The sequence below is a fragment of the Actinocorallia aurea genome (assembly GCF_054783995.1).
In genome coordinates, this window is the sequence record NZ_BAAGPQ010000012.1 from 437,896 (window position 1) to 452,831 (window position 14,936).

Sequence of the window (14,936 nt, forward strand, 5' to 3'; positions counted from 1 at the left end):
GACTTGCGCCCTTCTTGGGGTCCGATGGCCAGAACCGCCCAAGCGCGGGTCGCCACCATGGCGCCGTCCGCACAGCACGACAAGGAGCACCGCCATGCGCACCGCCGCGTCCCCGAACGTCCCGCAGATCACGCTGCCCGGCCAGGCCGCCGCCGCGCCGGGACCCCTCGACATGGGCAACATGTACCTCGCCCACTACGGCTTCCGCCGCGACGTCGGCCGGCTGATCACCGCCGTCGGCCGGGTCGGCCTGACCGACCGCCGCCGCGTCGCCGCGCTGCGCGCCCACTTCGCGTGGGTGCTGTTCGTGCTGCACCACCACCACTCGGCCGAGGACGCGATGGTCTGGCCCCGGCTGCGCGAGCGCGCGCCCGAGGCACGCCCCGTCATCGACGCGCTGGAGGCCGAGCACGCCGCCTGCGACCGGTGGATCCGGGAGGGCGCCGACGCCTTCCGCGACTTCGAGGCGGTCCCGTCCGCCGAAGGCAGGGAGGCGCTCATGACCGCCCTGCGCGGGCTCGCCGACGCGCTCGGCGCGCACCTCGCGCACGAGGAGACCGAAGGCATCCCGCTGATGATGGCCCACATCACGCCCGCGGAGGACGCGGCGATGCACCGGGCGCTCTCCCGGCAGATCGGCCTGCGCAAGCTGCCGACGCTGCTCGGCTGGATCACCGCCGAGCTGCCCGCCGACGTCGAGGCGCACCTGCGCAGGACGTCGCCCAAGCCGATGCTCCTGCTGCACCCGCTCGCGGCCCGCCGCTACCGGCGCCGCACGGCCTACCTGTGGGGCTGACGGAGCTCCCGCTCCACCCTTTCGGCGTGCTCGGCGTGCCGCCGCGCCGCGTCGGCGTCGCCCAGCGCCGCGGCGAGCCCGGCGAGCGAGCGGCTGACCGGCCACATGAGCAGGCTCAGCCCGGCGATGCCCATCCGGTCCGCGTACGGGGACGCCTCGGCGTAGAGGTCGGCGCAGGCCCGCCGGTCGCCCAGCGCCGCCCACACCTCGCAGCGGATGACCAGCCAGAACAGGTACACGAACGTCCGCGGCAGCGGCTCCTGCCGCTCCCAGGGGCCGACGACCCGGCGTGCCTCCTCGATCCGGCCGAGCACGACCAGGGCGTGGGCGTGGCCTTCGGGCCCGAACGCGGCGAGGTCGTCCTCGGACCCCTCAGGCAGCGCCCCGCCCTGGCGCATCCGCATGAGCGCCACCTGGTAGGCCGCGCCCGCCGCGTTGCCCTCCACGCCCCACATCGAGGTGGACCGATGCTCGGCCTCGGTGGCGGCCAGCAGCGCCTCGGCGGCGTCCAGGTCGCCGGCGTGCACCAGGACGCCGAGCCGAAGCCAGCCGAGCATGATGCGCAGGTACGGCATGTGGGTGCGGGCGATGAGCCGGTCGGCCTCGGCGAGCACCCCGAGCGCCTCGGGGACCCGGCAGAACTCCAGCAGCGTGGCGCCCTGGCAGGTGAGCCCGATCGTGCGCAGCTCGTCGTCACCCGACTCCAGGCCCGCACGGGCCATCTCCTCGCCCGCCGCCAGGCGCTGGTGCGCCGAGTCCGGATCGAGCAGCGCGTAGAAGCGGGCGAACAGGACCCTGCCCAGCAGCGTCGCGTCGTTCTCCAGACGGGCCAGCCGCACCGCCTCGGCGCTCCAGGCGTCGCGCTCGGCGGGTTCCCGGCCCGGCTGGTAATAGGTCTGGAGTGCCAGGCAGGCCAGCACCTTGGCCCGCGCGGACGGCTCCAGGGACTCGTCGGACGCCAGTTCGACGAGCTCGGCCACCAGGTCGGGGTCGTGGTCGCCGTAGACCTTCCAGGGCTGGAGGACGCGTCCGCCGTAGCCGGTCGCTGCCTCGATCCGGCGCCGCCGGTCGCCCGCCGCCCTGGCCAGGTTCCGGATGCGCGCCAGCTCGGCCTCCTGCCCCTGGAGGTCGCCGGCCCCGAACCTCGCCTCGGCGAGCGCGAACAGCAGGTCCATCCGCTCGCCGTCGCCCAGGTCGGGGTCGTCCTCGGCGACCCGTGCGGCGCGCTCCAGCAGATCGACCGCCGCGTCGTAGGCGCGCAGCCGCTTGGCCTCCTCGGCGGCCCGCCACGCCGCCCGCCAGGCGCGTGCGGTGTGGCCCGCGGGGATCGCCCCGAACCAGTGGTGGGCCGCGGCGGCCAGCCGGTCGGAGGGCGCGCCGCCCGGGCGCGCCTCGATCGCGGCGGCCACCGCGGCGTGCAGCCGCGCCCGGCGCAGCACCGGCACCACCTCGGCCAGCGCCTCCTGCACGAGGGCGTGCACGAACAGGAACCGGCCGGGCCGCCCCTCGGCGACGAGGCCCGCGGCGAGGGCGGGCTCCAGGCCGTCCAGCGCGGCGTCCAGGCCGCATCCCGCGGCCTCGGCGACGATCGCCGCCTCGAACTCCCGCCCCGCGACGGCGGCCGCGCGCAGCAGCTCGGCGGACGGGCCGGGCAGCCGGTTCACCCGGCCGAGGACGACGTCGCGGACACCCAGGGGGAGCGCGCGGCCGTCGTCGGATGATCCGGCCCGCAGGTAGCGCAGCAGCTCCGTGACGAAGAAGGGGTTGCCGTTCGTGCGGTCTCTGAGCGCGCGTACGTCGGTGCCGTCGGGGGCCAGCCCGGACAGGTCGTCCTCCGACAGCCCCGACAGGTGGCACCGCACCGCCCCGCGCCGCGCGAGCGCCTCGAACGCCTCGGCCAGGACCCCTTCCGGCGGCGGCAGGTCGCGCGCGGTGCCCACCACGGCGAGCCGGCCCTCCCGGACGTTCTGGGCGAGGTGCTCCAGCAGGCGGAGCGAGGAACGGTCGGCCCAGTGCAGGTCGTCCAGCACCACCAGCACCGGCGCGGGACTCGCGGCCAGCGCCTGCGCGGCGGCCTCGTAGGTGCGGAACCGCGCGCCCTCGGGATCGGCCCCGGTGGCGGAGCCGACGCCGGGCAGGTTCGCTCGCACGCCCTCGGGCAGCGGCGGCGCGGTGTCGGCGAGCCGCTCCAGCACCGTCACCCAGGGCCAGAACGCCGGAGCGCCCTCGGTCGCCGCGCACCGGCCCACCACGACGGTGAAGCCCCGGGCGCGGGCCCGCGCCGCCAGCTCCTCGGCGAGCCGGGTCTTGCCGATGCCGGGCTCCCCGGTGATCAGCGCGAAGCCCGGCGTGCCCGCGGCGGCGGTCCGCAGCACGCCGTCCAGCGCGGTGAGCTCGGTCCGGCGGCCCGCGATCCCGGCGGTCCGCGGCGGCGCGGCGGGCCGCGGGAGCAGCGCGGGCGACTGGCCGAGGATGTCGCGCTCCAGCTCGCGCAGCCGGTCGCCCGGATCGACGCCGAGTTCCTCGGCGAGGACGCGCCGGGCCGTCCGCAGCGCCTCCAGCGCCTCGCCCTGCCTGCCGCTCCGGTACAGCGCCAGCGCGCGCAGCGCCCACAGCCGCTCCCGGAGCGGATGCTCATGGGTCAGGGCCTTCAGGTCGCCCAGCACCTCGTCGTGCCGGTCCTGCCGGATGACGGCGTCGACCCGCAGCTCACGGGCCCGCTCCCACACTTCGGTGAGCCGCGCCCGAACTGCCGCCGCATGCGGCCGGTCCAGGAGCTCCCGGTAGGGCTCGCCGCGCCAGAGCGCCAGCGCCTCGTCCGCCAGCCGCTCGGCCGCCGAGGGCTCCGCGGCCCGCTCGGCCCGCCCGACCAGCGCCAGGAACCGCGCCGCGTCCACCCGCCCGGGATCCAGCGCCAGGGTGTACCCCACAGGCCCGAACAGCAGCACCCTGCTCGGTTCCCTGGCCGCCCGGCCCGGCTCCAGCAGCCGCCGCAGATTCGACACGTACGCGTGCAGCGACGCCTGCGCCTCCGGCGGCGCGTCCTCGCCCCACAGACCGTCGATCAGCGCCCCCGGCGCGACGGGCCGCCCCTCCGCCAGCACGAGCAGGCACAACAGCTCCCGCACCTTCCGCGGCGCCACCCGGCACGGCACCCCGTCGTCCCCGACGACCTCCAACGCCCCCAGCACCCGGATCTCCACACCGCGAGCGTAGAACGTCCCCGCCCGCGCCGACAGTGACCCGCGTCCCTCCCCTCCCCGGGCGCCGAGGAGGAGGGGCGGCGGTGGTCCCGCGCGCCGAGGGGGAGCGCGGGACCCGTGGGGCCGGCTACTCCAGGACGACCAGGAGGTCGCCCGCCTCGACCTGCGACGGGCCGGGGACGACGACGCGCCTGACGGTGCCGTCGACCGGGGCGGTGATCGCGGCCTCCATCTTCATGGCCTCGATGAGGGCGACGGCGTCACCGGCGGAGACACGGTCGCCGGGGGAGACCTTGGCGGTCACCGAGCCGGAGAAGGGCGCGGCGACCTGGCGTGGGTCGGCGGTGTCGGCGCGCTCGGCGCGGGGCGTCTCGGGGGCGACCGAGCGGTCCCGGACGGTCACCGTGCGGGCCTGGCCGTTCACGGTGCAGATGACCTGGCGGCAGCCCGCCTCGTCAAGTTCGCCGACGGCCTCCAGGGCGGTGAGGACGCGGACGCCCGGCTCCAGGTCGAAGGCCACCTCCCGGCCGGGGCGCAGGCCGTACAGGAACGCGCCCGTGGGCAGGACGGAGACGTCGCCGTACGCGGCGCGGGACTCGGCGTAGGCCTTGGCCGGGCCGGGGAACAGCAGCCTGTCGAGGGTGGCGCGGACGTCGGGTCCGCCGAGGGCCTTCTCCTCCTCCTCCGTGAGCTCGGCCTTGGGCGGCGTGTACGTCCGGCCGCGCAGCGCCGCACCGCGGAACGGCTCGGGCCAGCCGCCGGGCGGGTCGCCCAGCTCGCCCGAGAGGAACCCGACGACGCTGTCGGGGAGGTCGAACGCCGACGGGTCCGCCGCGAACCGCGTCGGGTCGGCGCCTGCCGCGACGAGGTGAAGGGCGAGGTCCCCGACGACCTTGCTGGACGGGGTCACCTTGACGAGCCGGCCGAGGATCCTGTCGGAGGCCTCGTACAGCCGCTCGATCTCCTCGAACCTGTCGCCGAGGCCGAGCGCGACGGCCTGCTGCCGCAGGTTGGACAGCTGCCCGCCCGGGATCTCGTGCCGGTACACCCGCCCCGTCGGCGCCGGGAGGCCCATCTCGAACGGCGCGTACAGCCGCCGGACGGCCTCCCAGTACGGCTCCAGCGCGAGGACGGCGTCGAGGTCGAGGCCGGTCGCGCGCTCGGTGTGGTCGGTGTGCGCGACGATCGCCTGGAGCGGCGGCTGGCTCGTCGTCCCCGACAGCGGCGAGGAGGCCCCGTCCACGGCGTCGACCCCGGCCTCGATCGCGGCCAGGTACGTCGCGAGCTGGCCGCCGGCGGTGTCGTGGGTGTGCAGGTGGACGGGCAGGTCGAAGCGCGCGCGCAGCGCGGTGACGAGGGTGCGGGCCGCGGGCGCGCGCAGGAGCCCGGCCATGTCCTTGACGCACAGGACGTGCACCCCGGCCTCGACGAGCTGCTCGGCGAGCCGCAGGTAGTAGTCCAGCGTGTAGAGGCGCTCCCCGGGCGAGGAGAGGTCGCCCGTGTAGCACAGGGTGCCTTCGGCGATCGCGTGCGTGTGCAGGACGGCGTCGATGGCCGGCCGCATCCGTTCGACGTCGTTGAGCGCGTCGAAGACACGGAAGATGTCGACGCCCGTCTTGGCGGCCTCCGTCACGAAGGCCTTGGCGACCGCGTCCGGGTAGGGCGTGTAGCCGACGGTGTTGCGGCCGCGCAGCAGCATCTGGATGTTGGTGTTCGGCGCGGCCTCGCGCAGCGCGGCGAGCCGCTCCCACGGGGACTCGCCGAGGAACCGCAGAGCGACGTCGTAGGTCGCGCCGCCCCACGCCTCGATCGACAGCAGTCCCGGCAGGGTCCGCGCGACGTGCGGGGCGGCCCGCAGCAGGTCGGTGGTCCGCACCCGGGTGGCCAGCAGCGACTGGTGGGCGTCCCGGAACGTCGTGTCGGTGACGGCGAGCGCGGCCTGCCCGCGCAGCCCGTCGGCGAAGGCCTTCGGCCCGAAGGCGAGCAGGAGGTCGCGGGAGCCCTGCGGCATCGCCCCGCCGGGCAGTGGCGGGAGCTTCGCGGCAGGGTCCAGCTCGGTGGGCGCGTCGCCGTACGGCCGGTTCACGGTGACGTCGGCCAGGTACCGCACGAGGCGGGTCGCCCGGTCGCCGCTGGAGCGGGCCGTCAGCAGCGCGGGGTGGTCGGCGATGTAGGCGGTGGTGACGCCTCCGGCCCGGAAGTCCGGCTCGTCGAGGAGGGCGAGGAGGAAGGGGATGTTGCTGGCGACGCCCCGGATGCGGAACTCCGCGACGGCCCGGGCGGCGCGGCGCACGGCGTCGTCGAAGGTGCGGCCGCGGGTGGTGAGCTTGACCAGCAGCGAGTCGAAGTGCGGGGAGACCTCCGCGCCCGCGTAGGCCGTGCCCGTGTCGAGGCGGACGCCCGCGCCGCCGGGGGAACGGTAGGCGGAGATGCGCCCGGTGTCGGGGCGGAAGTCGCGGGCCGGGTCCTCGGTGGTGATGCGGCACTGCACGGCGAACCCGGAGACGGTGATCTCGTCCTGGTGGATGCCCAGGTCGTCGAGGGTCTCGCCGCCCGCGATGCGCAGCTGCGCCTGGACGAGGTCGATGCCGGTGACCTCCTCGGTCACCGTGTGCTCGACCTGGATGCGCGGGTTCATCTCGATGAAGACGTGTTCGCCGCGCTCGTTCACGAGGAACTCGACGGTCCCGGCGTTGACATAGCCGACTTCCCGCGCGAAGGAGACGGCGTCCGCGCAGAGCCGCCGCGCGATCAGCGGGTCGAGCCCCGGCGCGGGCGCGATCTCCACGACCTTCTGGTGGCGGCGCTGCACCGAGCAGTCCCGCTCGCGCAGGTGGACGGTGTGGCCCGCGCCGTCGGCGAGGACCTGGACCTCGATGTGGCGGGGCCGGTCGACGGCCTGCTCCAGGAAGACCGTCGGGTCGCCGAACGCGCTCTCCGCCTCGCGGCGCGCGGCGTCGACGGCGTCGGGCAGGTCCTCGCGCCGGTCGACCCGGCGCAGGCCGCGACCGCCGCCTCCGGCCGCCGCCTTGACGAACAGGGGCAGCCCCACCTCGTCGGCGGCCTCCAGTTCGCGGCCGGGCTCGGGCGTGACCGAGCGCAGCACCGGCAGCCCGGCGCGGCGCGCCGCCGCGACCGCCTCGATCTTGTTCCCGGCCAGCCGCAGCACCTCGGCGGGCGGCCCGACGAAGACCAGGCCCGCCCGCGCGCAGGCCTCGGCCAACTCGGGGCTCTCCGAAAGGAACCCGTAGCCGGGGTAGACGGCGTCGGCGCCTACGCGCAGCGCCGTCGCGACGATCTCCTCCACGTTCAGATAAGCGCGCACGGGATGCCCCGGCTCGCCGATCGGGTACGCCTCGTCGGCCTTCTGCCGGTGCAGGGAGAACCTGTCTTCCTGCGCGTACACGGCGACGCTCGCGATGCCCAGCTCGTACGCGGCGCGGCAGGCGCGCACGGCGATTTCGCCGCGGTTGGCGACCAGCAACTTGGTGATCATGCCACTGCTCCTCGTCGTCGGATACCAGCGACGGTCACATGACCGGCGGGCCCGTGCACAGAGCGTCGCCGGGGAAAGAACGGAGATCTGTGCCGTAAGTGATTAATTACCCAAATAAGCGCGCGGCCACCCGGTTCGTTGCCGGGCCGCGCCGCTCTCACACCCCCGGGCTCCGATCGCCCGGCGCGCGGCTCCCGGAACTGTCGGTGGGGCGGCGTAGCGTTCACGGTTCCGGAGTTCATCGAGGAGGCGGAAGCCGGAGGAGGCGGGTCATGAACGGGGAAACGGAAGAGACCACAAGGGGCGCGGCGAAGGTGCAGTGGCAGTTCACCATGTCCCTGGACGGCTTCATGGCGGGTTCGGGCGGCGACATGGCATGGCTCGCCGGCCTCATCGGCCCCGACCCGGTGGCCGATGAGGTCAGGGACGGGACCGGGGCCCTGCTCGTCGGCAACAGGACGTTCCGGGGCGACGACGTCCACAAGGACACCACCGACGGCCCCACCACCGCGATGCTGTTCCGCGTCCGCCCATGACGTCCGGCTCCGCCGCACGTGGCGCGCGGCGGAGCCGGACGGAGCGGGAGAGGTCGCGCGCGCTTCCGCCCGGGCCGCCGAACCGTACGCCCGGGTGCCGGCGGCGGAACGGGCCAGGCGACGCGCTTGGGCGGGGCCGCTACGACGGGTTGCGTGCCTGGGGAAGGACGGGTGGTGCCGCCCCGCGCCCGGAAGGCAGGACGCGGGGCGGCGGGGCCGCCCCGTCAGTCGTGCAGGGCGGTGTGGAGGGCGATCCACTGGGCGGGCCGCACGAACGCCACGACGGTGTCGGGGGCGATGCCCGCGTGGGCGAACGCCGCGTCGACGCCGCGGTAGTGGCGGCCGAGCGAGGCGTGGAGCGAGCCGCCGACCCCGGAGAACCCGCGTTCGACGAGGCGCTGCCAGGCGCCGCCGTCCCGCACCAGCGGCGCCGGGCGGCGGTCGATCCTGAGGATCGCCGAGTCGACGGCGGGGACGGGCCGGAAGCTCTCCCTGCCGATCGTGTCGTGCAGCGTCCAGTCGAACCACGGCCAGCTCTCCACCGTGACGAGGCTCCACCTGCCGAAGTCGCCGCTGCGCTTGCGGGCGTACTCCCGCTGGGTGAGCAGCGTCGCCGAGGTCAGCCCCGGAGCCCGCAGGCACCAGCCGACGATCTTCGAGGTCGCCGAGTACGGGATGTTCCCCACGACCGAGAACGGCGTGCCCGGCGGGCGCGCTCTGGTGAAGTCCGCCCTGATGACGTCCAGCCCGGTCCGCGCCTTGAGCCGGGCCGCGAGCATCGGGTCGATCTCGTAGCCGACGACCCGTGCGCCCGTCGCGGCCAGCGCCGTGGTGAGCGCGCCGTCGCCGCTGCCCGGCTCCAGCACGAGGCCGCTCGGCCGGGCCGCCTTGATGACGAGCCCGACGGCGGCGGGATCGATGAGGAAGTTCTGCGACAGCTCACGCCGCGCCCGGTCCCGGGGCGTGCGTCCGCCGCCGCGCTGTGTCCTCCTTGCCTGGTTCTGGGTATGCGCATGGTTTCCGTGCGCGAAGTCCTGTGCCACAGCCAAGCCCTTTCGGGTCCTCGAGATGGGAAGGGATCTCGATGGGCCCTGGGCTCGCGTCGTACGAAGCTAGCGAGCCAGAGCCCGGCCTCCGCGCAGACGCATGAAGAAGGGAACCGTGTATGTCATGCGGGACACCGTAGGAGCCCGCCGATCCGGCCCGCAAAGGATTTTCCGCGCGGGGCCGAGCCCCGGGCGCGCCTGCCGGGCGTGTGCGGCGCACGGCCTGGCGTGTCCGGCGCGAACGCGCGCGGCCCCGCCGTCCGGGGGACGACGGGGCCGCGTGCGACTCAGGTCAGTTCAGTTTCCATTCGCCGCTCTGCGGGGCCATTCCGCTGTCGAGGGTGACCTGGAGGGTGGCGGGCTTGATCTTCTTCGGCATCTCGAAGACGAGCCAGCCCTTCCGCTGCTTTCCGGGCGCCATTTTCACATTGTCGATGATGGGTCCGGCCGAGATCTTGGTGAGGATCGTCGTGTTGTACTCCTGGCCGTCGGCGTCGAGCAGTACCGCACTGGTGAGGAGCGAGTCGTCGTAGACGATGGTGCCGACGTTCTTCAGGGAGAGCTGCAAGGCGACGAAACGGTTGCCCTGTTCGGAGGGCTTGAGTCCGTCGGTGGCCTTGACCGTTCTCGGCTTCTTCAGCACCGTGATCGCGACCTTCAGGTTCTCGTCCGTGCCCTTGAGGGTGATCTTGTCGCCGATCGTGGCCTCGGCCGCCTCCTGATCCTGCTGCTGCGCGTTGCCCGCCGGCTGATCCGGCTCGTTCGTCACCTCGGCGGGGGCGCATCCGGCGAGGCCGAGCACGAGCACGGCGGCCAGGACGGCAAAGGACTTCTTCATTCAGCTCTCCGAAACACGATGTGACGCAGGGGGCATGTCAACCCTAGAGGTGCCTTTGTGCGTGATCTGTGTTCCGTGACGCATTCACGGAACTGTGCCGCGTGTTTCGGAGTGGACATTTTCGGGCGATGTGTAAAACGGCCGACCGGAAACTTGCTGCGTAAAGGAACCGGCCCCGGGTCCCGCGCGGCGGAACCCGGGGGATCGTCAGGCGCTCGGCGGGAACCCGCCGGTCGCGATCGGCCCCCACGACTCGATCTCGATGCGCAGCAGCGACTTGTCCTGGCGGGCCATGGCCGCGCGGTACTCGTCCCAGTCGGGGTGCTCGCCGGCGATGCAGCGGTAGTAGTCGACGAGGCCCTCCACGGCCTCGGGCATGTCGAGGACCTCGGCCCGCCCGTTCACCTGCACGTAGGGGCCGTCCCAGTCGTCGGACAGGACGCAGATGGACACCGCCGGGTTGCGGCGGGCATTGCGGATCTTGGCACGGGACGGGTAGGTGGACACGACGATGCGGCCTTCGGCGTCCACCCCGCAGGTGACGGGCGACATCTGCGGGGTCCCGTCGGATTTCGCGGTGACGAGGACGCCGCGGTGGCGGGTGCGCAGGAACTCCAGCAGGTCGGTGCGGTCGACGCGGTCGGCGGTGGCGATACGTGGCATGCCTCCACCGTAACCGCGTCCTCGCACGTCACAGGCCCACGGGTGGGCCCGGCCGGGTCAGAGGGCGAAGAGCGCCGCGGCGTTGCCGTGCACGACCGCGCGCAGCCAGTCGTCGCCGAGGCCGAGGCGGGCGAGGGACTCCAGCGAGTGCGCGTAGGGGTAAGGGATGTTCGGGAAGTCGCTGCCGTGCAGGATCTTGTGCTGGAGCCCGCGCAGCCGGGGGACGTCGGCCGCGGGGAAGGGGTTGAAGTCCGGGAAGTCGGTGAACGCCATCGTGGTGTCCAGGCGGACTTCGGAGTGGGCTTCGGCCAGGTCGAGGAACGCGCCGTATTCGGGCATGCCCAGGTGCGCGACGATCAGGGGCAGCCGCGGGTGCCGGCGCAGGACCTCGCCGATCGGCTCGGGCCCGGTGAACGCGCCGGGGATCGGGCCGGAGGCGCAGTGCGCGACGACGGGCACGCCCGCCTCGGCCAGCAGCCCCCACACGTCGTCGAGGAGCGGGTCGCGGGGGTCGTAGGCGCCGACTTGAAGGTGGGCCTTGAAGACCCGCGCGCCGCCTTCGATCGCGTCGCGCACGTACGCGGCGGCGCCGGGTTCGGGGAAGAACGTCGCGGTGCGCAGGCAGTCGGGGGTGCGGGCGGCGAAGTCCGCGGCCCACCCGTTGAGCCACGCCGCCATGTCCGGCTTGTGCGGGTAGACCATCGCGGTGAACGCCCGGACCCCGAACGACCGCAGCGTGGCCAGCCGCTCGTCCTCGTCGGCCCGGTACCGGATCGGCCACTCGATCCCGGTGAGCGGCCCGACCCCGTCGAAGTAGGCCCACACCTTGTCCATGACGTTCTTCGGCAGGAAGTGGGTGTGCACGTCGATGATCCCGCGCAGCCCGAGCCCTTCCCAGAACTTCACGACCTCCGCGGCCTCGTCCACCGCGACCCCCGAATCCGACGTCTCGCTCACGCAAGGACGCTACTGAACCGGAGACCCCGGGCGCCACACAGCCCCCGCTCACGCCCGCGCGGTGGAAATTCTCCCCTTCACGTCTTCTCTTCGGCTCGCCGTTACCCCATCATCGTCCTACTGTGCCGGTGGAGTTCGGGAGTCGGTGAATGCGCGTGGGTCGGATCGCGGGTGTCGTGGTGTCGGCGGGGGCGGTGCTGGCGGCGGTCCCGTCGGTGGCCGTCGGCACCCAGCCGACCGCGGAGTGGCGGCTGGTGAAGAAGATCGAGCCCCGGTACCACCAGGGATTCTCGTATTTCGACAGCGTCCTCGCGCTGGGCGCGAAGGAGGCGTTCGCGTTCGGGGACGGCAACGGCGCCGAATTCGCGGACAAGCCGACCAGCGACCTGCTCGCCTACCGTTTCGACGGGACGACCTGGAAGCACACGGGGCTCCCGGCGAAGCTCGGCAACCGGTTCGGCCCCGTCGGCGCGGTCGGCCCGTCCGCGGTCTACGCGATGGCGCAGTTCGTCTCCTACGAGGCGCGGCCGCGGGTGGACGAGTACTCCTCGACGCTGGTGCGCTGGAACGGCACCAAGTGGACCGCCATGAAGAAGTGGCGGGGCTACCACCTCAACGCGATGGCGGTGCTCGGGCGCAAGGACATCTGGGCGTTCGGCACCCGTGTCGTCAAGGGCAGGTTCAAGGCCGTCGCGGTGCACTACAACGGCAGGTCGTGGAGGGAGCAGGCGGCGCCCTACGTGGTGCGGACTGTGGTGAAGGGGCCGAAGGGCCGCCTGTTCGCGACCGGAGCCAAGCCCGGACCCGGGTCCTGGGCGGACGGCGACGGCGCGGTCCGGGCGCTGCGGTTCGACGGCGGGCGGTGGCGGGTCCTCCCGGACTCTGCGTGCGGCGGGGCCGACACTCTGGCATCCCATCGAGGTGGGCCGGTCGGCACCTGCACGCGGGGCGGGGACGCCGAGGCCGGGATCTTCGTGCGGTGGAACGGGCAGGTCTGGGAGGCCGAGAAGCCGAAGGTCGCGCGCGGCTGGCGGCTCGGCGAGCCGGTTCCCGCCCGCGACGGCGGCCTGTGGTTCGCCGCCGAGAAGGCTTCGGACGAGTCCGGCGGGCTGTTCCACCGCTCGTCGTCGGGCACCTGGACGCTCACCCCCATCTCGCCCGAACCCCTCGACTGCGGCGACACCTCCTACACGTCGCCGCGCGACCTGGCCGCCCTTCCCGGCACGAACACCCTGCTGAGAGCGGGCTGTGTCGGCTCCGGTGATGACGGCTCGCCGCGCGGCGCGTTGGCCCGCCTCGATCTCCCCTGAGCGGCCGCGGGCCGACCGGTTCGGTACGCTCGGCGCGGGTCCTTGCCGAGGGTCTTGAAGGAGAAGAAGATCCTCGTACAGGGCTTTTCGGGGCTTGAGGGCGCGGTGGAAAGTAGGCGGTCGGATGTCCGGGCTGATGGTGAATCCGCTGGACGCGCACGCGCTGCTGGTGGCCTTCGGGGTCATCGGCGTCGGGGTGGTCCTCTTCGCGGAGACGGGGCTGCTGATCGGGTTCTTCCTGCCGGGGGACTCGCTGCTGTTCAGCGCGGGGCTGCTGTGCACCGCCGGATCCAGCCTGGACGAGCCGCTGTCGCTGCCGTGGGTGATGGTGTCGGCGGTGGCCGGGGCGCTGCTCGGCGCGCAGACGGGCTATGAGCTGGGCCGGCGCGGCGGCCGCATGCTGCTGGCCCGCAGGGAGAAGGGAAGGCTGCACGACGGCGTGGCACGGGCGGAGGAGCTCCTCGCCCGTTACGGGTACGGCAAGGCCATCGTCCTCGCCAGGTTCATCCCGATCATCCGGACCGTGCTGAACCCCGTCGCGGGGGCTCTCGAAGTCCCTGCCCGCACGTTCGTGTTCTGGCAGGTCACCGGCGGACTCGTCTGGACCGTCGGCCTCATCCTCGTCGGCTACCTCGTCGGCGGCGCGATCCCCGGCGTGGACCGGTACCTCCTCCCGGTGGTCTTCGTGCTCGCGGTCCTCTCGATGCTGCCCGTCCTGCGGGAGCTGCGCCGCGTGCGCCGGGCCTGAGGTCCGGCCGGAGCTGAGGCGATCTTCAGCGGCCTTCAGCCCGCGTTCAGGATCGTTCACGGAGGGTGGCGGTGATGCATTCGTGTCGAGTGGGGAGTACTCCATGCCTGCCAAGACCGTGATCGCGATCGCGCTCGCCGCCGCCACGGCGGCCGGGATGTCCGGAACGTCGTTCGCCGACGACGCAGTACGGGCGCCCGGAGCCGTCCGGGCGACGGAGACGCCCTCTCCGACGGAGCCGGAGGCCACGATGAGCCCGTCCGCGCCGTTCACCGCGCCGGACGTCACGGCCGAACAGGCCATCTCCAAGGCGATGGACAAGGTGCAGGACTCGAAGGTCGCCTCGGCGTCCCTGGAGGGCGAGGAAGGCTCGCAGAGCTGGGACATCCTGGTCCTGGACAAGGACGGCAAGTGGCAGACCGTCATGGTGGACGCCACCAGCGGCGACGTCACCGGCCCGAAGGCGGCGAGCTCGGAGACCACGGCCAAGATGTCCACCGCCGTCAAGGATGCCAAGATCACCGCCACCGACGCCATCACGAAGGCGACGGAGAAGCAGCCCGGCACCGTCAAGGAGCTCAAGTTCCACGAGAAGGACGGCAAGGGCGCCTGGATGGTCGAGGTCGTCGACGACCAGGGCGCCGAGCACGAGGTGGTGGTCGACGCGACCAGCGGCGAGGCCGTCATGAAGCCGACCGAGAGCCCCACCATGAGCCCGACGGAGAGCCCGGCGTCCCCGATGCCGACTCCCTGACCCGCTCCCGGAAGGCCCCGGGGCGCCGCCGCGTGACCGCGACGCGCCCCGGGGCCTTCCGCGTCCGCGCCCCCGCGGCGCACCGGTCAGGAATCGAGAAGCGCCGGTGACCAGGCCGGATCTAGCGTTGCGGGCATGGACATCACCATTCACTCCACCTTCCTCCCGCAGGACGACCCGGACGCCGCCGTCGCCTTCTACCGGGACGCGCTCGGCTTCGAAGTCCGCCTCGACGTCGGCCACGGCGGCCTGCGCTGGATCACGGTCGGGCCGAAGGGCCAGCCCGACACGGCGATCGTGCTCACCCCGCCCGCCGTCGACCCCGGCATCACCGACGACGAGCGGCGCGTCGTCACCGAGATGATGGCCAAGGGCACCTATGCCACCGTCATCCTCGCCAGCAGCGATCTGGACGGGACCTTCGAGAAGGTCGCGGGGACCGGCGCCGAGGTCGTCCAGGAGCCCACCGAGCAGCCGTACGGGGTGCGCGACTGCGCGTTCCGCGACCCCTCGGGCAACCTGGTCCGCGTCCAGGAAGCGCGCTGACGTTCCGGAACGAAGCCGCCCGGAGCAGCGTTGTTCGCGCATA

The 14,936-nt window shown here is 73.5% G+C and carries 12 protein-coding genes; 6 read left to right on the forward strand and 6 right to left on the reverse strand.

The window, feature by feature from the left end; all coding sequences use genetic code 11:
- Positions 1-94 precede the first annotated feature (94 nt).
- On the forward strand, positions 95-796 hold the full coding sequence (locus ACYVOM_RS14515; RefSeq protein ID WP_460303863.1) for a hemerythrin domain-containing protein: 702 nt from the start codon (positions 95-97) through the stop codon (positions 794-796).
- Here ACYVOM_RS14515 and ACYVOM_RS14520 read toward each other — a convergent pair.
- Positions 781-3,999 (reverse strand): BTAD domain-containing putative transcriptional regulator, encoded by a 3,219-nt coding sequence (locus ACYVOM_RS14520; protein ID WP_460303864.1) that lies wholly within the window; start codon positions 3,997-3,999, stop codon positions 781-783. The two genes, ACYVOM_RS14515 and ACYVOM_RS14520, sit on opposite strands and share 16 nt — an antisense overlap.
- A gap of 127 nt (positions 4,000-4,126) precedes the next feature.
- A complete protein-coding gene (locus tag ACYVOM_RS14525; protein WP_460303865.1) occupies positions 4,127-7,495 on the reverse strand; it encodes a pyruvate carboxylase in 3,369 nt (1,122 codons plus the stop codon).
- Positions 7,496-7,767: 272 nt separating this feature from the next.
- Between ACYVOM_RS14525 and ACYVOM_RS14530 the strand changes: the two genes are divergently transcribed.
- Positions 7,768-8,031, forward strand: a complete 264-nt coding sequence (locus ACYVOM_RS14530) for a dihydrofolate reductase family protein (RefSeq protein ID WP_460303866.1) — start codon at positions 7,768-7,770, stop codon at positions 8,029-8,031.
- Positions 8,032-8,255: 224 nt separating this feature from the next.
- Here ACYVOM_RS14530 and erm read toward each other — a convergent pair whose 3' ends face one another.
- The 4 genes from erm to ACYVOM_RS14550 form a co-directional block, all read right to left on the reverse strand.
- Positions 8,256-9,074 carry a 23S ribosomal RNA methyltransferase Erm gene (gene erm / locus ACYVOM_RS14535; protein ID WP_460304365.1) on the reverse strand — a complete coding sequence of 273 codons (819 nt, stop codon included), beginning with the start codon at positions 9,072-9,074 and terminating at the stop codon, positions 8,256-8,258.
- Positions 9,075-9,369: 295 nt separating this feature from the next.
- Positions 9,370-9,915, reverse strand: coding sequence for a DUF4352 domain-containing protein (locus ACYVOM_RS14540; RefSeq protein WP_460303867.1), 546 nt, complete (start codon positions 9,913-9,915; stop codon positions 9,370-9,372).
- Between the two features lie 207 nt (positions 9,916-10,122).
- Positions 10,123-10,578, reverse strand: a complete 456-nt coding sequence (locus ACYVOM_RS14545) for a PPOX class F420-dependent oxidoreductase (protein ID WP_460303868.1) — start codon at positions 10,576-10,578, stop codon at positions 10,123-10,125.
- Positions 10,579-10,635: 57 nt separating this feature from the next.
- Positions 10,636-11,535 (reverse strand): amidohydrolase family protein, encoded by a 900-nt coding sequence (locus tag ACYVOM_RS14550; protein ID WP_460303869.1) that lies wholly within the window; start codon positions 11,533-11,535, stop codon positions 10,636-10,638.
- A gap of 149 nt (positions 11,536-11,684) precedes the next feature.
- Between ACYVOM_RS14550 and ACYVOM_RS14555 the strand changes: the two genes are divergently transcribed.
- The 4 genes from ACYVOM_RS14555 (at position 11,685) to ACYVOM_RS14570 (ending at position 14,893) form a co-directional block, all read left to right on the forward strand.
- Complete coding sequence (locus ACYVOM_RS14555; protein ID WP_460303870.1) at positions 11,685-12,845, forward strand: hypothetical protein; 1,161 nt, start codon at positions 11,685-11,687, stop codon at positions 12,843-12,845.
- A 124-nt stretch (positions 12,846-12,969) separates the two neighbouring features.
- Positions 12,970-13,593, forward strand: a complete 624-nt coding sequence (locus tag ACYVOM_RS14560) for a DedA family protein (RefSeq protein WP_460303871.1) — start codon at positions 12,970-12,972, stop codon at positions 13,591-13,593.
- A gap of 103 nt (positions 13,594-13,696) precedes the next feature.
- Positions 13,697-14,347 carry a PepSY domain-containing protein gene (locus tag ACYVOM_RS14565; protein ID WP_460303872.1) on the forward strand — a complete coding sequence of 217 codons (651 nt, stop codon included), beginning with the start codon at positions 13,697-13,699 and terminating at the stop codon, positions 14,345-14,347.
- Between the two features lie 135 nt (positions 14,348-14,482).
- A complete protein-coding gene (locus tag ACYVOM_RS14570; RefSeq protein ID WP_460303873.1) occupies positions 14,483-14,893 on the forward strand; it encodes a VOC family protein in 411 nt (136 codons plus the stop codon).
- Positions 14,894-14,936: the final 43 nt, after the last annotated feature.

Coding starts and splice junctions, on each gene's coding strand:
- ACYVOM_RS14515 (WP_460303863.1), top strand. CDS start 95: ATGCGCACCGCCGCGTCCCCGAACGTCCCGCAGATCACGCTGCCCGGC.
- ACYVOM_RS14545 (WP_460303868.1), bottom strand. CDS start 10,578: ATGCCACGTATCGCCACCGCCGACCGCGTCGACCGCACCGACCTGCTG.
- ACYVOM_RS14540 (WP_460303867.1), bottom strand. CDS start 9,915: ATGAAGAAGTCCTTTGCCGTCCTGGCCGCCGTGCTCGTGCTCGGCCTC.
- ACYVOM_RS14560 (WP_460303871.1), top strand. CDS start 12,970: ATGTCCGGGCTGATGGTGAATCCGCTGGACGCGCACGCGCTGCTGGTG.
- ACYVOM_RS14525 (WP_460303865.1), bottom strand. CDS start 7,495: ATGATCACCAAGTTGCTGGTCGCCAACCGCGGCGAAATCGCCGTGCGC.
- ACYVOM_RS14570 (WP_460303873.1), top strand. CDS start 14,483: ATGGACATCACCATTCACTCCACCTTCCTCCCGCAGGACGACCCGGAC.
- ACYVOM_RS14565 (WP_460303872.1), top strand. CDS start 13,697: ATGCCTGCCAAGACCGTGATCGCGATCGCGCTCGCCGCCGCCACGGCG.
- ACYVOM_RS14555 (WP_460303870.1), top strand. CDS start 11,685: ATGCGCGTGGGTCGGATCGCGGGTGTCGTGGTGTCGGCGGGGGCGGTG.
- ACYVOM_RS14530 (WP_460303866.1), top strand. CDS start 7,768: ATGAACGGGGAAACGGAAGAGACCACAAGGGGCGCGGCGAAGGTGCAG.